Source organism: Nocardioides stalactiti, assembly GCF_014180715.1.
Classification (GTDB): domain Bacteria; phylum Actinomycetota; class Actinomycetes; order Propionibacteriales; family Nocardioidaceae; genus Nocardioides; species Nocardioides stalactiti.
In genome coordinates, this window is the sequence record NZ_JACEFC010000027.1 from 1 (window position 1) to 18,048 (window position 18,048).

17 protein-coding genes are annotated in these 18,048 nt (G+C 70.7%); 10 read left to right on the forward strand and 7 right to left on the reverse strand.

From position 1 onward, the window contains the following. Positions 1–868 (reverse strand): acyl-CoA dehydrogenase family protein (locus H0487_RS07685; RefSeq protein ID WP_183093650.1); only part of this gene is annotated, 868 nt, incomplete at its 3' end. Positions 869–951: 83 nt separating this feature from the next. Here H0487_RS07685 and H0487_RS07690 point away from each other — a divergent pair. Genes H0487_RS07690 through H0487_RS07700 form a run of 3 tightly spaced genes read left to right on the forward strand, consistent with a single transcriptional unit; the run spans position 952 to position 3,503 of the window. Next, positions 952–2,097 (forward strand): 3-ketosteroid-9-alpha-monooxygenase, oxygenase component, encoded by a 1,146-nt coding sequence (locus tag H0487_RS07690; RefSeq protein ID WP_183093651.1) that lies wholly within the window; start codon positions 952–954, stop codon positions 2,095–2,097. Next, on the forward strand, positions 2,097–2,396 hold the full coding sequence (locus tag H0487_RS07695; protein WP_183093652.1) for a hypothetical protein: 300 nt from the start codon (positions 2,097–2,099) through the stop codon (positions 2,394–2,396). Before H0487_RS07690 ends, H0487_RS07695 begins: the two co-directional genes overlap by 1 nt. Before the next feature lie 12 nt (positions 2,397–2,408). Continuing rightward, a complete protein-coding gene (locus H0487_RS07700) occupies positions 2,409–3,503 on the forward strand; it encodes a ferredoxin--NADP reductase (RefSeq protein ID WP_183093653.1) in 1,095 nt (364 codons plus the stop codon). Between the two features lie 16 nt (positions 3,504–3,519). Here H0487_RS07700 and H0487_RS07705 read toward each other — a convergent pair whose 3' ends face one another. Beyond that, the gene (locus tag H0487_RS07705; protein ID WP_183093654.1) at positions 3,520–4,413 is read right to left on the reverse strand and encodes an SDR family oxidoreductase; all 894 of its coding nucleotides are present in this window, start codon (positions 4,411–4,413) and stop codon (positions 3,520–3,522) included. A 20-nt stretch (positions 4,414–4,433) separates the two neighbouring features. After that, entirely contained in the window at positions 4,434–6,377 is a 1,944-nt protein-coding gene (locus H0487_RS07710; RefSeq protein WP_183093655.1) for a GMC family oxidoreductase, read from the reverse strand. Between the two features lie 300 nt (positions 6,378–6,677). Between H0487_RS07710 and H0487_RS07715 the strand changes: the two genes are divergently transcribed. Beyond that, positions 6,678–6,881: a cold-shock protein gene (locus H0487_RS07715; RefSeq protein ID WP_183093656.1), complete on the forward strand. Its 204-nt coding sequence runs from the start codon at positions 6,678–6,680 to the stop codon at positions 6,879–6,881. Between the two features lie 78 nt (positions 6,882–6,959). On the opposite strand, the gene H0487_RS07720 is transcribed toward H0487_RS07715, so the two are convergent. From H0487_RS07720 to H0487_RS07730, 3 genes are all read right to left on the reverse strand, one after another. Then, complete coding sequence (locus tag H0487_RS07720; protein WP_183093657.1) at positions 6,960–7,361, reverse strand: hypothetical protein; 402 nt, start codon at positions 7,359–7,361, stop codon at positions 6,960–6,962. A 116-nt stretch (positions 7,362–7,477) separates the two neighbouring features. Then, entirely contained in the window at positions 7,478–8,149 is a 672-nt protein-coding gene (locus tag H0487_RS07725; protein ID WP_183093658.1) for an MBL fold metallo-hydrolase, read from the reverse strand. Further along, positions 8,146–8,823 (reverse strand): maleylpyruvate isomerase family mycothiol-dependent enzyme, encoded by a 678-nt coding sequence (locus H0487_RS07730; RefSeq protein ID WP_183093659.1) that lies wholly within the window; start codon positions 8,821–8,823, stop codon positions 8,146–8,148. Before H0487_RS07730 ends, H0487_RS07725 begins: the two co-directional genes overlap by 4 nt. A 71-nt stretch (positions 8,824–8,894) precedes the next feature. Here H0487_RS07730 and uvrA point away from each other — a divergent pair, with 71 nt between their 5' ends. The 3 genes from uvrA to H0487_RS07745 all read left to right on the forward strand — a co-directional run bounded on the left by uvrA (position 8,895) and on the right by H0487_RS07745 (position 12,755). After that, on the forward strand, positions 8,895–11,798 hold the full coding sequence (gene uvrA / locus H0487_RS07735) for an excinuclease ABC subunit UvrA (protein ID WP_183093660.1): 2,904 nt from the start codon (positions 8,895–8,897) through the stop codon (positions 11,796–11,798). 64 nt (positions 11,799–11,862) lie between these two features. Beyond that, entirely contained in the window at positions 11,863–12,339 is a 477-nt protein-coding gene (locus tag H0487_RS07740; RefSeq protein ID WP_183093661.1) for a Rieske (2Fe-2S) protein, read from the forward strand. Continuing rightward, positions 12,336–12,755, forward strand: a complete 420-nt coding sequence (locus H0487_RS07745) for a Rieske (2Fe-2S) protein (protein WP_183093662.1) — start codon at positions 12,336–12,338, stop codon at positions 12,753–12,755. Before H0487_RS07740 ends, H0487_RS07745 begins: the two co-directional genes overlap by 4 nt. Here the strand turns inward: H0487_RS07745 and H0487_RS07750 are convergent. After that, positions 12,745–14,037: a tetratricopeptide repeat protein gene (locus H0487_RS07750; protein WP_183093663.1), complete on the reverse strand. Its 1,293-nt coding sequence runs from the start codon at positions 14,035–14,037 to the stop codon at positions 12,745–12,747. The two genes, H0487_RS07745 and H0487_RS07750, sit on opposite strands and share 11 nt — an antisense overlap. A 108-nt stretch (positions 14,038–14,145) precedes the next feature. On the opposite strand from H0487_RS07750, the gene uvrC reads away from it, so the two are divergent. From uvrC to H0487_RS07765, 3 genes are read left to right on the forward strand one after another with little or no spacing between them, the layout of a single operon-like run. Continuing rightward, a complete protein-coding gene (gene uvrC / locus H0487_RS07755; protein ID WP_183093664.1) occupies positions 14,146–16,089 on the forward strand; it encodes an excinuclease ABC subunit UvrC in 1,944 nt (647 codons plus the stop codon). Beyond that, positions 16,086–16,985, forward strand: a complete 900-nt coding sequence (gene rapZ / locus H0487_RS07760; protein WP_183093665.1) for an RNase adapter RapZ — start codon at positions 16,086–16,088, stop codon at positions 16,983–16,985. The genes uvrC and rapZ overlap by 4 nt, the downstream gene beginning before the upstream one ends. After that, on the forward strand, positions 16,985–17,980 hold the full coding sequence (locus tag H0487_RS07765) for a gluconeogenesis factor YvcK family protein (RefSeq protein ID WP_183093666.1): 996 nt from the start codon (positions 16,985–16,987) through the stop codon (positions 17,978–17,980). Before rapZ ends, H0487_RS07765 begins: the two co-directional genes overlap by 1 nt. Positions 17,981–18,048: the final 68 nt, after the last annotated feature.

An 18,048-nucleotide genomic window follows, 5' to 3' on the forward strand; every position in this document is an offset into this window, starting at 1 on the left:
GGCCGTCGGGGTTGGTCGTGGTGCTCGCCCACTCGCGCACGAGCTGGAGGGAGTGGACCAGCGGCGCCGCCGAGGTCAGGGACACCCGCTCGTGGTTGAGCTGGTTGGTCATCAGCGCCCAGCCGCCGCCGCGCTCGCTGATCAGGTTGGACGCCGGGACGCGGACGTCCTGGTAGTACGTCGCGCTGGTGCCGACGCCGGCGACCGTGTGCACGGGCGTGTAGGTGACGCCCTCGGCGTTCGCCGGGACCAGGATCATCGACAGACCCTTGTGCCGGGCCTGGTCGGGCTCGGTGCGGCACGCCAGCCAGATCCAGTCGGCGTACTGGATGAGGGAGGTCCACATCTTCTGGCCGTTGATGACCCATTCGCCGGCAGCCTCGTCGAGGACGGCCTTGGTCTGGAGCGAGGCGAGGTCGGTGCCCGACCCCGGCTCGGAGTAGCCGATCGAGAAGTGCAGCTCGCCGGCGAGGATCTTGGGCAGGAAGTAGTCCTTCTGCTCCTGCGTGCCGTAGCGCATGATCGTCGGACCGACGGTGTTGAGCGTCAGGTAGGGGATCGGCACGCCGGCGATGGCAGCGGTGTCGGTGAAGATGAGCTGCTCGATCATCGAGCGGTCCTGGCCGCCGTACTCCTTGGGCCAGCCGATGCCCAGCCACCCGTCGGCGCCGATCTGCTTGATCACGCTCTTGTAGACGTTGGCGTCGCCGAACTCACCGGCGTTGCGGGCCTGGCCCTCCTCGCCCTCGTCGAACTCGTTGGTCGCGGCCGACAGACCGGCGCGGACCTCCGGGGTCACCAGGTTCGCGAAGTACTCGCGCAGCTCCTCGCGCAGTGCTACCTGCTGCGGCTCCAGATCGACGTGCACGAGGCCTCCTGTGTGGCATAGATCAAGCCCGGACGAGCGGGTGTTCGTTGTCAGACTACCCGCAAAACTGTAACGTGTTCTACATGAGTGACACGCGCATGCTCGATCAGGGGACGACGCCGATCCGCTTTGCCAGGGGCTGGCACTGCCTGGGCCTCGCCACGGCGTACGACGACGGCAAGCCGCACTCGATCGAGGGTTTCGGGACCAAGCTCGTGATCTGGAAGGACAGCAAGGGCGAGCTCAACGTGCTCGACGGGTTCTGTCGTCACATGGGCGGCGACCTGACCCAGGGCGAGGTCAAGGGCGACAACATCGCGTGCCCCTTCCACGACTGGCGCTGGGGCGGCGACGGCAAGTGCAAGGAGATCCCCTACGCGCGTCGGGTCCCCTTGCGGGCGCGCACCCAGCGCTACGAGACGGCCATCGTCAACGGTCAGCTGCTCATCTGGAACGACCCCGAGGGCTCGGCCGCCGACCGCTCGATCCTGCCGCCCGAGCTGCCGGAGGTCATGACGGACAAGTACACCGACTGGTCCTGGCACACCAAGGAGATCAACGGCTCGCACTGTCGTGAGCTCATCGACAACGTCGCGGACATGGCGCACTTCTACTACGTGCACTTCGCCTTCCCGACGAGCTTCCGCAACATCTTCGAGGGCCACACCGCGACCCAGTTCATGGAGTCGACCGGCCGCCCCGACAAGACCGAGGGCGGTTACAGCGACGCCAACTCGACCCTCAAGTCCGAGGCCACGTACTACGGGCCGTCGTACATGATCAACTGGCTGACGGTCGACTACAAGGGATTCGTCACCGAGGTCATCCTCATCAACTGCCACATCCCGACCGGCCCCGACTCGTTCCTGCTGCAGTACGGCATCGCCGTGCAGAAGCCCGAGGGCCTGGACGAGAAGACCGTGAACTACATCGCGGAGCGCTACACCGAGTCGTTCGGCGACGGCTTCCTCCAGGACGTGCACATCTGGGAGAACAAGGTCGCCGTCCAGAACCCGCTGCTCTGCGAGGAGGACGGCCCCGTCTACCAGCTGCGCCGGTGGTACGAGCAGTTCTACACCGACGTCGCCGACCTCAAGCCGGAGATGACCGACCGCTTCGAGTTCGAGGTCGACACCACCAAGGCCAACGAGTACTGGCACGCGGAGGTCGCCGACAACCTGGCGAGGCGCGCAGCGGACGAGTCGACGCAGGAGCCCGTGAGCCACTGATGGCCTCCTTCGTCCCGACCGACCCCGACACCCTCGAGGAACAGCGCCTCTACACGAGCGCCCGCATGGTCGAGGTGCAGTGCCTCGACTGCCTCGCGAAGGTCACGGCGAAGAAGAACAGCGACCACCACACGTCGATCCAGTGGAGCACCGGGGCCCGGGCAGCCTGTCCGGAGCTGTGTCGTAGGACACGACCCGACGGGCGGGACAGCCACCAGGCGTGCCCCCGGATGACGGCTAGCATCGACGCCGCGGTCCGATCGGGTGAGATCCCGGTCGGGGCCGATGACGGCTACTGAGAAAGAGTTTCTGTGGACATCGAGTCCTTCCTGCTGAACGTGGTCGACGTCGTCGACGAGACCGCCGACGCCCGCTCCATCAGCTTCGAGATCCCCGCGGAGGCTCCGGAGAAGTTCGTCTACAAGCCGGGCCAGTTCCTCACCGTGGCCGTGCCGAGCGACCAGACCGGGATCGCCGCGCGCTGCTACTCGCTCTCGAGCAGCCCGCACGACGGCGGCCCGCTCACCGTCACGGTCAAGCGGACGGTCGACGGCTACGCGTCGAACTGGATCTGCGACAACCTCAAGGTCGGCGACACGCTCCGCGTGCTGCCGCCGTCGGGCATCTTCTCGCCGGCCTCGCTCGACGCCGACCTGCTGCTGTTCGCGGGGGGCAGCGGGGTCACGCCGATCATGTCGATCACGCGGACCGCGCTCGACCAGGGCACCGGCAAGATCGTCGTCTTCTACGCCAACCGCGACGAGAAGTCGGTCATCTTCGCCGACGAGTTCACCCGGCTCGCCGCCGAGAACCCCGAGCGGCTCCAGGTCGTCCACTGGCTCGAGTCGGTCCAGGGCATCCCGTCGCCGGAGCAGGTCAAGGCGTTCGTCATGCCCTACCTCGACTACAACGCGTTCTGCTGCGGGCCGGCGCCGTACATGAAGATGGTCACCACCGTCCTGCGCGAGCTCGAGTTCCCGCGCGAGCGGCGGCACCAGGAGAAGTTCGTCTCCCTGGGCGGCAACCCGTTCGGCGACATCGAGGAGCTCAGGCTCGCGGCGAGCGAGATCGCCGACAACGACGACGGCAACGAGCCCGAGGACGCGGCCGGTGAGCCGACCCTCGCCGGGCCGGTCAAGCTCGAGGTCGAGCTCGACGGTGAGGACCACACCTTCGACGACTGGGACCCGAAGGTGAAGCTGCTCGACTTCCTCGAGAGCAAGGGCGTCAAGGCGCCGTACTCGTGCCGCGAGGGCGAGTGCTCGGCGTGCGCGATCCGGTTGCTCGAGGGCGACGTCCGGATGCTGCACAACGACGTGCTCGACAGCGAGGACCTCGACGACGGCATCCGCCTCGGCTGCCAGTCGGTGCCGCTGACCGACACCGTGCGGGTCACCTACAGCTGACCCGCACTGCCGGGGGTCAGTCCCCGAACGCCGCCGGGTCGGCGGAGTTGCTGACGTTGCGGGCGCTGGTGAAGCGGCCGAGGGCAGCGACCTCGGCATCCATGCGCGGCAGCAGGTCCGCGACGTGGGGCAGGAGCGCGCGGGAGCCGGCGGCCGAGTTGACGACGTTGCGGTTGAGGCCGACGCCGCGCACCCAGCCAGGGCAGTAGACGTGGCGCGACCGCTTGTCGATGCCCTTCACGAACGCCTTCACGCAGGCGTCGACGGAGGTGGTCTTGCTGAGCGGGTAGGGCAGCTTGGTGAGCAGCTCGGCGAAGGTCGACAGGTCCTTCTTCGCGTCCTGGACCAACGGGGTGTCGATCCACGACATGTGGGCACAGCCGACCGCGACGCCCTGGTGGTGGACCTCGAGGCGGAGGACGTTGGCGAAGTGCTCCGCACCGGCCTTGCTGGCGTTGTAGGCCGACATCCCCGGCGCCGCGGCGAACGCGGCGAGCGAGGAGACCACCAGGAAGTAGCCCTTGCTCTCGACGAGCGCCGGCACGCACGCCCTGGCCGTGTGGAAGACCCCCAGCACGTTGATGTCGAGGACCCGCTTGAACGCCGCCGGGTCGGTGCCCATGACCGAGCCGTACGACGCGATGCCGGCGTTGGCGACAGCCGCGTCGAGCCGCCCGAAGGTCTCGACGCCGGCGGCGACGGCAGCCTCCATGGACGCGAGGTCGCAGACGTCGGCGACCACGGCGAGGCACCGGTCCTTCCCGATCTCCGCGGCAGTCGCGTCCAGCGCGTCGCGGTCCAGATCGGTGAGGATCAGCTTCGCCCCCTTCTTCGCGAGCGCCTTGGCGGTCTCCGCGCCGATGCCGCGGGCGCCGCCGGTGATGAGGACGACCTGTCCGTCGAGGGTCATGGCTGCTCCTGGTGGGGTGGTCAGGCGAGGCGGGTGGCCAGGCGGGTGGCGGTCATGTAGGCGATCGACTCGATCGAGATCATCGGGTTGACCCCTGAGGCCGTCGGGAAGCACGACCCGTCGGCGACGTAGAGGTCCCGCAGGTCCCACGTCTGGCCGTCGGGGTCGATCGCGGAGGTCGCTGACGAGTCGCCCATCCGGGCCGAACCCATGATGTGGAGCGCAGCGAGGGTCATCCGGCCAGGTGCGGTGCCCGCCGCCCGGACGTCGGCCTCGAACGACGTCAGGTCGCCCCGCGCACCGGGTTCGTAGCTCACCGTCTGGTGGTGGGTGGTCGTGATCCGGCTGGCACCGGCGGCCTCCGCGATCCGTGCTGCGCCGACCAACCCCTGGACGAGGTGCTCGGAGTCGCCGTCGGAGAGCTTGTAGCGGACGACCGGCTCGCCGTCCCGCTTCGTGCGGACGGTGCCGACGGAGTCGCGGTCACGGAGGATCACCGCGATGCCGAGGGAGTCCCGCAGCTCGATCATCCGACGGCGGAAGGCCGTGCTGCCCCGCCAGCCGATGAAGCCCGTGCCGAGCCCGGGCGTGATCGGAGCGGTCTCGTAGAGGACGCCGTAGCCCTTGCCGTCGAGGTTGGTGAGCTTGTTGACGTAGCGGCTCTGCATCGCGCCGACCCACGGGTCCACGCGCTCGCTCATCAGCCCCCAGACGGCCGTCGCCGGGTGCAGGCGCAGGTGTGCGCCGACGTTGGGGTTGGTGAGCCCGCTGCGGTGGAGCAGGGCCGGTGTCTGGATCGCGCCCGCCGCCGCGACGACCGCTCGGGCGCGCACCGTCACCGGGTGCCCCTCGGCGGTGACGCCCTCGACACCGGTCGCGCGGCCGTTCGCCTGGGTCACCGTGCGGGCCGTGACGCCGGTGTAGAGCCGGGCACCGGCCGCGGCCGCGTCCTCGAGCCAGGTCTTGGTCACCGACTGCTTGGCGCCGAGCCGGCAGCCCATGCCGCAACGTCCGCACTCGATGCCCTGGTCGCAGCCGATGACGTTGCGCGGCATGGCGGCGGACTCCCAGCCGAGCGCGAGCGCGCCGCGTTCCAGGATGGCGTCGCGCGGCGCCGCCCGGTCGTGGTCGGTGTTGACGCCGAGCCGGGCGCAGACGGCGTCGAGCGCGGCGTCGTACTCCTCGGTGACGAACTGCTTGGCGCCGAGGTCGGCCCACTCCTGACGCACGTGGTCGGGCGTCCGGAAGGACGTCGTGTAGTTGACGACCGTGCCGCCCCCGAGACCACGGCCGGCGAGCAGGTTGATCTGGCCCTCGGCGGTCGCCTGCGGGGCGAGGGCGTAGAGGTTGAGGAAGCCGGACTCCTCGCTGCCGTCGAAGTCGTTCTCGTCGTGGTGGTCGCCCGCCTCGAGGACGACGACGTCGAGGCCGGCCCCCGCCAGAACGGCCGCCGCCGTCCCGCCACCCGCACCCGAGCCGACGACGACCACGTCGCAGTCGAGCGTGGTCGCACCCGTCGCACGGTGGGTCGTGAGCGTGCGCGGCGGGGCGTCCGCCCGGACCCCGAGCGGCCCGGAGTAGCCCATCGGCTCCCACAGCGGCCCGCCGCCGCGCAGGTAGTAGGGCAGCAGCGCCGCGCTCTTGAGCGCGGCGAAGAGTGCGCGCTTCTGGGCGAGGTTGGAGTCCGAGAGCGAGAGCAGGAAGCGCTCCCTTCCGGCCTGGCCGCGCTGCGAGAAGCGCTGGGGCCGGCCGGTGAGCGCCAGCGCGAACCCGCGGGTGTCCCAGATCCGCAGCAGGCCCTTGAGCTGTCGCAGCTCGGGAGCACGCGGATTGGCCGCCGCCACCTCGAGCGTGAGGTCGACAGCACCGCACTGGCTGGCCGCCGGGACACCCGCACCGTCACCGGGAGCGAAGGTGTCACAGATGAGGCGCATGGCCTCGCGCTCGCGGGCGCTGAACGTCATGTCCGCGAGGCTAGACCCGCGTCGTGCTCGTCGTCACTAGAAGTGTCACCAGAACAGTCGCGAGAAGTGAGGCGGCGAGGAAGAACGATTCGGGACCCGGAGGGGGTAGATTGGTCACAGTTGAAAGAACGGGTCACGCATCCGTTGCTCCGAACGTCCGACTGCCGGGCTTCGGTTCACTCACGTGGTTCCATTGTGGCCCTCTCCGGGCTGCCGTCGAGGTGCGGTGCAGGTGGGTTCATCCGCGCAGCAGACAACCGTTTGCGCGTCTTGACAGCAGTAGAAAACAAGGAGATCGCCATGACGACTGGCGTCGTGAAGTGGTTCAACGAGACCAAGGGTTTCGGTTTCATCGCACAGGACAGCGGCGAGGGTGACGTCTTCGTCCACCACACCGCTATCGCCGGCACGGGTTACAAGAACCTGGCCGAGAACCAGCGCGTCGAGTTCGATGTCGCGCAGGGCCCGAAGGGCCTGCAGGCGGAGAACGTCCGCGGCCTCTGAGCCTGGACATGCGAACGGCCCCACCGGTCTCCGGTGGGGCCGTTCGTCATTCCGACCGCGCGTGAGCGACGCTCGGGATCAAGGAGCCGGGGTCTCCGGGCTCTCCGGCTGAGCGGCCTGGCAGGCCTCGAGGCGCTCGGTGGCCTTGGCGACGCGCATCTGCTGAGCGCGCTGCCGCTCCTTGGTGTCCGCCTTCTTCGCCTTCGCCTTGGCCAGCTCGGCCCGAGCCTCCCGCCGCTCGGCGCGGGTGTCGGCGTCCTCGAGGGACTCCTCGGCCGCGGCGACGCGCTTCTTCTGACGGGCGAAGACCGCCTGCACACGAGCGAGCGCGGCCTCGGCCCGGTCCAGCTGGACCTGCTGGGTGGCGCACGGCTGGGGCGACGGCTCGGTCTCGTCGGCGTGGGCGACGAAGGACGTGGCCGGGACGGTCAGCGCGACACCGGCCACGAGGCCGAGTCCGCGCGCGATGGTGCGATTCATGTAGTGCTCCCCAGGAATGCCGCGTCCGCGACGGGCGAGGCGGTGAACCATGTCACCCTTACCTGTCGGCGGCCGGCCCGGTCGTTACACCGTTTCGTGGAAATTCTCGGATCCGGTCACCAGCCGCGCTCGCGCCACTCGGCGAGGGCGGGGCGCTCGGCGCCGAGGGTCGAGTCGTCGCCGTGGCCGGGGTAGAACCAGGTGTCGTCGGGCAGCGCGCCGAAGAGCTTGGCCTCGACGTCGTCGATGAGGGTGGCGAAGGCAGCCTCGTCCCCGAAGGTGTTGCCGACGCCACCGGGGAAGAGGGAGTCCCCGGTGAAGAGGTGGGGGTGGCCGTCGGGGTCGCGGTAGAGCAGGCAGATCGAGCCCGGCGTGTGGCCGGTGATCCGGATGACCTCCAGGGTGCACGACCCGACCGCGACCTTGTCGTCGTCCGTCACCCGGCGGGTGACCTCGACACCGGTCTGCTCGGTGATCGCGTCGGCGTCGGGCTCACCGGCGACGACCTCGGCGCCGGTCGCGGCCACGACGGCGGCGAGGGCGCGGTGGTGGTCCCAGTGCTGGTGGGTCGTCACCACCGTGCTCAACCCTCCCTCGCCGACCAGCGGGAGCAGGGTCTCCGGTGCGGCCGCGGCGTCGACGAGCACCTGGTCGCCGGTGTCGGTGCACCGCAGCAGGTAGCAGTTGTTCGACATCTGCTCGTCGACGGCCACCTTGGTGATCGTCAGGTGTCCCAGCTCGCGGACGTCGGCCGCGCCGCCGGGGGAGACGGCTCCGGTGTAGGTCACTTCCACGCTCCCAGCTCCGGCAACGGCCGGGTCGAGGTCAGGCTGTCGCTCGCGCCGCGGCCCACGAGCCACCACGCGAGGTCGCCGGCGGGCCCGGCGACACCGTGCCCACCCTGGCCGACCAGCACGGTCTTGTCGATGTCCCGTGCGTGCAGGGTGATCCCGAGCTCGCGGCCCCGGTCGGCAGCGGCCGACTCCAGGAGCAAGGCTGCGAACGGCAGCGGCCAGTCGGCCGGCCCGTAGCCGATCCCGAGGTCGGCGTGGTGGATCTCGACCTCCTTCCAGCGGATCTCGACCACCTTGGCCGCGTCGAAGACGTGGCCGCCGGGCGTCCTCTCGATGGTGACCAGCGCCTTCATCAGGCGCAGCTCGCCGGCCAGGCGCAGCGAGGCCATCTGGTTGAACGCCGCGAGCTCCTCGACCGAGCCCGAGGACCGCTCCTCGACCTCGGCGTCGCGCGCCTCCTGGGAGTCGTAGATCGGGACCGGGTCCCCGGTGCGTGCACCGCGGAGAGCGCGGGCGAAACCGTGGGCGTTGAGCGCCAGGTGCGCGGCGACGTGTCCGCGGCTCCAGCCGGGCAGCAGGCTCGGGTCACGGAGCTGCTCGTCGGTCAGTCCCTCCAGCGCGGAGAGGTAGCGGGTGGTGGCCTCGAGAACGGCCTCGACCGGGTTCACGCGCCCCATCATCCACCCCTGGGGCGCCGCGGAAATCGGCGGTGTCGGCGGCGCTCCGTAGGCTGGGGCACGTGGCTGACCAGCTGATCATTCGCGGTGCCCGCGAGCACAACCTCAAGGACGTCTCGCTCGACCTGCCCCGCGACTCCCTCATCGTGTTCACCGGCCTGTCGGGCTCCGGCAAGTCGAGCCTCGCCTTCGACACGATCTTCGCGGAGGGCCAGCGCCGCTACGTGGAGTCGCTGTCGGCGTACGCCCGGCAGTTCCTCGGCCAGATGGACAAGCCCGACGTCGACTTCATCGAGGGCCTGTCGCCGGCCGTCTCGATCGACCAGAAGTCGACGTCCAAGAACCCCCGATCGACCGTCGGCACCATCACCGAGGTCTACGACTACCTGCGGCTCCTCTACGCGCGGGCCGGCCGACCGCACTGTCCGACCTGTGGCGCGCCGATCGAGCGGCAGACCCCGCAGCAGATCGTCGACCGGGTGCTGACGCTGGAGGAGGGCCGCCGGTTCCAGGTGCTCGCTCCCGTGGTCCGCGGCCGCAAGGGCGAGTTCGTCGACCTGTTCCGCCAGCTCCAGACCCAGGGCTTCAGCCGGGCCCGGGTGGACGGCCAGACCTACAACCTCGACGAGCCGCCCACGCTCGACAAGAAGTACAAGCACTCGATCGAAGTGGTGGTCGACCGGCTCGCGGTCAAGGACAGCGCGAAGCGGCGGCTCACCGACTCGGTCGAGACCGCGCTCAACCTCGCCAGCGGCCTGGTGGTCCTCGACTTCGTCGACCTGCCCGAGAAGGACCCGGGCCGCGAGATGCGGTTCAGCGAGAAGATGGCCTGCCCCAACGAGCACGCCATCGACACCGACGAGCTCGAGCCCCGTTCGTTCTCCTTCAACTCCCCGTTCGGCGCCTGCCCGTCGTGCACCGGCCTCGGCACCCGGATGGAGGTCGACCCGGAGCTCGTCGTCCCCGACCCGACCGCGACCCTCGCCGAGGGCGCGCTCCAGCCGTGGAGCCACGCCCACGTCGCCGACTACTTCGGCAAGCTCGTCCAGGCGCTGGGCGAGGAGCTCGGCTTCGACATGGACACCCCCTGGGAGCAGCTGTCGGCCAAGGCCCGCAAGTCGGTCCTCGACGGCCACCCCACCAAGGTCCACGTCGTCACCAAGAACCGCTACGGCCGCGAGCGCGCCTACTACGCCGACTTCGAGGGGGTCCGCTCCTACGTCGAGCGGCGACACCGCGAGGCCGAGAGCGACGTGAGCCGCGAGCGGTTCGAGGGCTTCATGCGCGAGGTCCCGTGCCCGGTCTGCGAGGGCTCGCGGCTCAAGCCGGTCTCCATGTCGGTCACCCTCGGCGCCAAGGACGCGGGCGGCATCGACATCGCCTCGCTGTGCGCCCTGCCGATCAACGAGACCGCCGACTACCTGCGCACCCTCGACCTGTCCGCCCGGGAGCGTCAGATCGGGGAGCGGGTGCTCAAGGAGATCCAGGAGCGGCTCCAGTTCCTGCTCGACGTCGGGCTGGACTACCTCACCCTCGACCGGCCGTCCGGGTCGCTGTCGGGCGGCGAGGCGCAGCGGATCCGGCTCGCGACCCAGATCGGGGCCGGGCTCGTCGGCGTCCTCTACGTCCTCGACGAGCCGTCCATCGGCCTTCACCAGCGCGACAACCAGCGGCTCATCGAGACCCTGGTGCGGCTCAAGGACCTCGGCAACACGCTCATCGTCGTCGAGCACGACGAGGACACCATCCGGGTCGCCGACTGGGTCGTCGACATCGGCCCCGGGGCCGGCGAGCACGGCGGCCAGGTCGTCCACTCCGGGACGGTCAAGGAGCTGCTCGAGCACCCCGACTCGATGACGGGGGAGTATCTCTCCGGTCGCCGCGAGATCCCCGTGCCCGCCGTACGACGCCCGCGGACGGTGGGCCGCGAGCTCAAGGTCCACGGCGCGCGCGAGCACAACCTCCAGAACATCGACGTCAGCTTCCCGCTCGGGCTCTTCGTCGCGGTGACCGGCGTCTCCGGCTCCGGCAAGTCGACCCTCGTCAACGACATCCTCTACACGTCGCTGGCCAAGGAGCTCCACCGTGCTCGCTCGATCCCGGGGCGCCACCAGAAGATCACCGGCATCGAGCACGTCGACAAGGTCATCCACGTCGACCAGGGGCCGATCGGGCGCACGCCGCGCTCCAACCCGGCGACCTACACGGGGGTCTTCGACCACGTCCGCAAGCTCTTCGCCTCGACCCCCGAGGCCAAGATCCGCGGCTACCAGCAGGGCCGGTTCTCGTTCAACGTCAAGGGCGGCCGCTGTGAGGCGTGCGCCGGCGACGGCACGATCAAGATCGAGATGAACTTCCTGCCCGACGTCTACGTGCCGTGCGAGGTCTGCCACGGTGCCCGCTACAACCGCGAGACGCTCGAGGTGCACTACAAGGGCAAGACCATCGCCGAGGTCCTCGACATGCCGATCGAGGACGCGCTCGAGTTCTTCGGGGCCGTCCCGGCGATCGCGCGACACATGAAGACGCTGGTGGAGGTCGGCCTCGGCTACGTCCGGCTCGGCCAGCCGGCCACGACCCTGTCCGGAGGCGAGGCGCAGCGGGTCAAGCTGTCCACCGAGCTCCAGAAGCGGTCGACCGGCCGGACCGTCTACGTCCTCGACGAGCCGACCACGGGCCTGCACTTCGAGGACATCCGCAAGCTGCTCGGGGTGCTCTCCTCGTTGGTCGACAAGGGCAACTCGGTGCTCGTGATCGAGCACAACCTCGACGTCATCAAGACCGCTGACTGGATCGTCGACATGGGCCCCGAGGGCGGTTCGCGCGGCGGCACGGTGGTCGGCCAGGGCACGCCGGAGGAGATCGCGGCGACGCAGGCGAGCTTCACCGGCCAGTTCCTCAAGCCGCTGCTCGAGGGCCGGGCGGCGGCACAGCCGAAGCGCAAGCGGGCGGCAGCCAAACGCTGAGGAACTGCTGTGACCTGCGATTCGCACCTGTTCCGGGCACGGGCCGGACCGTAGGGTGATTCACATGTCAACGATCAGCAGGCGACAGGCGATCACGGGGGCGGCCACCGTCGGGGTGGGTGTTCCCCTCTTGGCGGCGTGCGGCGACGACGGCTCCGACCCGAAGGCCGACGCCTCGGACCCGGCGACCTCCTCTGCCCCGCAACCGTCGACGGACGCCCCGTCCGACACCGGTGCACCGACCTCCGACCCGCCGGCCGGCGGCGGCATCTCGACCTCCGACGTCCCCGTCGGCGGTGGCATCGTGGTCGTCGAGGAGTCGGTCGTGGTCACGCAGCCGACCGAGGGCGAGTTCAAGGCGTTCACCGCGGTGTGCACCCATGCCGGGTGCCTGGTGGCGCGGGTGAGCACGGAGATCGAGTGCGACTGCCACGGCAGCCGCTACTCGATCGAGGACGGCTCCGTCGTCGGCGGCCCGGCCCCGACCCCGCTCGGGGAGTTCACGGTCACCGTCTCCGGCGACCAGATCACGGTCGAATGACGACTCTCCGCAACGCCCGGCCGACCCGGAGGATCCTCTTCCACGGTCTGGGCGCCCTCGGGGTGGCCGCTGCCCTCGCCGGCTGCGGCGGCGACGACGGTGACGGCGCGACGCCGGACCTGGAGGCCGGCACCGAGCTGACCACGACCGACGAGGTCCCGGTCGGCGGCGGCATCATCCTCACCGAGGAGAAGGTCGTGGTGACCCAGCCGACCGCAGGCGAGTTCAAGGCGTTCACCGCCGTCTGCACCCACCAGCAGCTCACGGTCACCTCGGTCGAGGACGGCGTCATCCACTGCGACAACCACGGCAGCGCCTACGACGCCGCGACCGGCGAGGTCGTCCAGTCGCCTGCCCCCGACCCGCTCGCGTCGATCGCGATCGAGGTCAGGGACGGCAAGATCCTCACTGTGTGAGGGCCGAGGCGCGCCACCGCTCGTCGCGCGGCGAGGGGCGGCGGTCCAGGCGCGCGTCGAGGAGTGTGCGCGCGTCGTCGTACCGCTCGGCGCGGAGCAGCGCCGCGATCCGGGTCTCCTCCACGATCTCGCGCTGCGCGTCGGAGCCGCCGAAGCGCCAGCACAGAGGAGCGAGCTCGGCGAGCCGGTCGGCCGCCTCCGAGGCGCGCCCGGAGCCGAGCAGACCGAGCGCCCGCGCCAGCGGGGCGACCACCTCGCGCTGGGTGGCGTGCGGGTGGCCGGCGCACCGGTCGGCCAGCCGCCGGAGCGCGTCGAGGTCTCCGAGCGCGAGCAGGGTGACGGCGGCGTGCATCCCGAGGAACGCCGTCGCCGGTGCCTCGAGCACACCGCGGCCGGCGGCGCGGGCGACCTCCTCCAGGTCGGGGACGGTCGCCGCGTCGGGCGTCAGCGCCCAGCGGTAGAGCAGCGAACCGGTGTCGACCAGGGCGCGGCAGCCGACCGCCTGCCGTGGCTGGAGCTGGGTCTCGTAGCGCCGGCGGACGGCGTCCAGGTCGCCGAGCGAGAGCTCGTGGAGCGCGGCGTGCCAGGAGAAGTGCGTGAGGCTCTCGGTCCCCGCTCCGTCACCGGCGACCCACGCGTCCATCCAGGCCAGGCCGGCATCGTGGTCGCCGGTCTCGTAGTGTGCGTGCGCTCGGGCGTGGGCCGCGTGGCCGGCCGTGGGGTCCGCAGCCAAGGCCGAGCAGGACAGCGTCATCGCGTCGTCGTAGCGGCGTTGCTCCTGGCGGACGAAGGCCAGCAGGCCGAGGAACCACGGGTCGTCGCCGTACGCCGGCGCGGCGGCCTCCACGATCGCCCAGGCCTCCGCAGGCACCTCGGTGACCCCGGCGAACGCGATCGTCGGCATGGCGACCGACAGCAGGACGGCGTCGCGCGGGTAGGTCCGGAGGTGCTGGAGGAGCGGCAGGTGGTCGCCCTGGAGGTGCCGGTCGACGGCGTGGACGTGGCTGCGCTCCCGCTCGGTCGCGCGACCGACGAGGCGGCGGGCGTCCTCGAGCCGGGAGACGATGTCGACGTCGACGCACATCTCGTGACCGAGCAGGGCCAGGTCGGCGTGCGCAAGGGCGAAGGTCGGGTCGTGCGCCAGCGCCGCCGCGATCCGGACGTGGGCGTCGCGGCGCAGCCGCAGCAGGTCGCGCACTCCGGAGACGTAGGCCCCGGCAGCGGCGTCGCCCGTGGTCAGGTGATAGCCGTAGTCGTCACGACACCCTCCGCCCACCGTCATGGCGCCAGTCTCTCCCCGCGTCCGCCACGACACGACCATTTCGTGCCCGGATGTGCCGATCACCCTGGAGGGGGCCGGGCCGTCGGCGCCGGTCCGTAGGGTTGGGGCGTGTCGCAGAGCTATCGCCCGAAGCCGGGGGAGATCCCCACCGAGCCCGGGGTCTACCGCTTCCGCGACCAGCAGCGCCGCGTGATCTACGTCGGCAAGGCCAAGAACCTGCGCGCCCGGCTCTCGTCGTACTTCCAGGACGTCGGCAACCTCCACCAGCGCACCGCGACCATGGTCGCGACCGCCGCGTCGGTGGAGTGGACCGTCGTCAAGACGGAGGTCGAGGCCCTCCAGCTCGAGTACTCCTGGATCAAGGAGTACGACCCGCGGTTCAACGTGAAGTACCGCGACGACAAGTCCTACCCGTGGCTCGCGGTGACGGTCGGGGAGGAGTTCCCCCGGGTGATGGTCGGGCGCGGTGCCAAGCGCCGCGGCACCCGTTACTTCGGTCCCTACAGCCACGCCTGGGCGATCCGCGAGACCGTCGACATCCTGCTGAGGGTCTTCCCGATGCGCTCGTGCAGCAACGGCGTCTTCAAGCGCTCCCAGCAGATCGGCCGGCCGTGCCTGCTCGGCTACATCGACAAGTGCGCCGCGCCGTGCGTCGGCAACGTGAGCGCCGAGGAGCACCGCGCGATCGTCGACGACTTCTGCGAGTTCATGGCCGGCCGGACGGCCGCCTTCACCAAACGCATCGAGAAGGAGATGTACGCCGCCAGCGACGACCTCGACTTCGAGCGGGCAGCGCGGCTCCGTGATGACCTCGGCGCGATGCAGAAGGCGCTGGAGAAGCAGGCGGTGGTGCTGGGCGACGGCGCTGACGCCGACGTGATCGCGCTCGCGGAGGACCCGCTCGAGGTCGCGGTCCAGGTCTTCTACGTGCGCGGCGGCCGGATCCGCGGGCAGCGCGGGTGGGTGGCCGACCGTACCGACGACGGCGGCACCCCCGAGCTGGTCGACGACTTCCTGCTCCAGCTCTACGCGGGCGAGCCCGACTCGGTGCCGCGCGAGATCCTCGTCCCGGAGCTGCCGCCCGACGTGGCGACGTTCGAGCAGCTCCTCAGCGACCTCAAGGGGTCCAAGGTCGCGATCCGGGTCCCCCAGCGGGGCGACAAGAAGCTGCTCCAGGAGAACGTCGCCCGCAACGCGGTCGAGGCCCTGGCCCTGCACAAGACCAAGCGCGCCAGCGACCTCACGACCCGCAACCAGGCCCTCGCCGAGATCGCCGACGCGCTGGGGCTCGACGAGGCGCCGCTGCGCATCGAGTGCTACGACGTCTCCCACATCCAGGGGACCGAGATCGTCGCCTCCATGGTGGTGTTCGAGGACGGGTTGGCGCGCAAGGGGGAGTACCGCCGGTTCGTCATCCGCGACCAGGAGGGGTCGGACGACGTCGCGGCGATGCACGAGGTGATCACCCGCCGCTTCCGCCGGCTGCTCGACGAGCAGGCGCGCAGCGAGGAACGGATGGGGGACGACGGCCCCATGCTCGTCGACCCCGACACCGGACGCCCGCGGAAGTTCGCCTACGCGCCCGGGCTGGTGGTGGTCGACGGCGGCGCACCGCAGGTCGCCGCCGCCCAGCGCGCGCTCGACGAGCTCGGCATCGACGACATCCCGATCTGCGGTCTCGCCAAGCGGCTCGAGGAGGTCTGGCTGCCCGGCGAGCCGGATCCCGTGATCCTGCGACGCAGCTCCGAGGGCCTCTACCTGCTGCAGCGGGTCCGGGACGAGGCCCACCGGTTCGCCATCGCCCACCACCGTGGCCGCCGGTCGAAGTCGATGGTCGAGAGCCTGCTCGACGACGTACCCGGGCTCGGGGAGGTGCGCCGCAAGACCCTGCTGCGCCACTTCGGGTCGCTCAAGAAGCTCCGGGAGGCCGAGGTCGAGGAGATCGCCGCCGTCCCCGGCATCGGGCCCCGGACCGCGACCGCGATCAAGGATGCCGTCACGGCGGGGGACGCGACAGCGCGCACGAGGACCGGGAAGACTACGTCGTCATGAGCGGGGTCTTGAGCGAGGTGGAGGACGACGGCCAGGCAGGCGTCGGCGAGCTGGTCGTCATCACCGGGATGACCGGCGCCGGCCGCAGCACCGCGGCGAAGGAGCTGGAGGACCTCGGGTTCTTCGTCATCGACAACCTCCCGCCGAGCATGCTGGCCGAGGCGGTGCGCATCGTCGACGCCGGCCAGGGCCGTAGCCAGCGGATCGCGGTCGTGGTCGACGTCCGCTCCGGCTCCTTCTTCCAGGGCCTGCGCAGCGCGCTCGCCCACGGTGTGCGAGGCCGCAACACCACGTTGGTCTTCCTCGACGCGACGATCGACGTCCTGGTCCGCCGGCAGGAGGCGGCGCGCCGCCCCCACCCGCTCCAGGAGGGCGGACGGCTCCTCGACGGTCTGGAGCGCGAACGGATCGTGCTCGCCGACCTGCGCAGCGACGCCGACCTGGTCATCGACACGACCAATCTCAACGTCCACCAGCTCACCGACCGGATCGCCGAGTCGTTCGGCACGCCCGAGACCACCCAGCTGCGGGTCACGACGATCAGCTTCGGCTTCAAGTACGGCATCCCGGTCGACGCCGACTACGTCGCCGACATGCGGTTCCTGCCCAACCCGCACTGGGTGCCCGAGCTGCGCGCCCACTCCGGACGGGACCAGGACGTCGCCGACTACGTCCTCGGCCGGCCCGGCGCGCAGGAGTTCCTCGACCAGTACGTCGGGCTGCTCACGGGTGTGGCCGAGGGCTACCTGCGCGAGGGCAAGCGCTTCATGCGGGTCGCGATCGGCTGCACCGGCGGCAAGCACCGCAGCGTGGCGATGAGCGAGGAGATCGCCCGCCGCATGCAGGAGATCGGCTACGTCGCCCGCGCCATCCACCGCGACCTCGGGCGGGAGTGATGACACCCAGCCATCGGCCGCAGGCCTCCTCCCTCGAGCGCGCCCAGGCGGTGGTGGCACTCGGAGGCGGCCACGGGCTGCACGCCTCGTTGACCGCGTTGCGGATGCTCGTCGACGACCTGACCGTCGACGAGCTCACCGCGGTCGTGACGGTGGCCGACAACGGCGGTTCCTCGGGGCGGCTGCGCGGTGAGTTCGGGGTGCTTCCGCCGGGTGACCTGCGGATGGCGCTCGCCGCGCTCTGCGGCGACGACGAGTGGGGCGACACCTGGGCGCGGGTGCTCCAGCACCGGTTCGAGGGCCACGGGGAGATGCGCGGGCACGTGGTCGGCAACCTGCTGATCGTCGGTCTCTGGGAGCTCCTGGGCGACCACGTCGACGCGCTCGACTGGGTCGGACGGCTGCTCGGAGCCAAGGGCCGGGTGCTGCCGATGGCGATGACCCCGATGGACATCACCGCCGAGGTCCGCGGCCTCGGCGCCGACCCCGATGCGCTCACGACGGTCCGCGGTCAGGTCGAGGTCGCGACCACCGACGGGGTCATCGACTCGGTCGCCCTCGACCCGCCCGACCCCGACGTCACCCCCGCGGCGCTGGCCGCGATCGAGGAGGCCGACTGGGCGGTGCTCGGGCCGGGTTCGTGGTTCAGCTCGGTCATCCCGCACCTGCTCGTCCCGCAGCTGCGCGATGCGCTCGCCGCGACCGAGGCACGGCTCATCGTCGTACTGAACCTCGCCGAGCAGCAGGGCGAGACCCACGGCTTCGGTCCCGCCGACCACCTGTCGGTGCTGGCCGAGCATGCGCCCGACCTCAAGGTCCACACGGTGCTGGCCGACCGGGAGAGCGTGGGGGAGGAGCTCGACGACCTCCGGTCGGTGGTCACGGCTCTCGGCGCGCGCCTCGTCATCGACGACGTCGCGATGAGCGACGGGACCCCCCGCCACGACCCGACCCTGCTCGCCGCTGCCTACACCCGGATCATGCAGACCACCTGAGGATCGGCCGTCGTCCGCGTCTCCCGGTCCCGTCCGAGGGTTGTTGACGGAGGTGGCAGGATCGACCC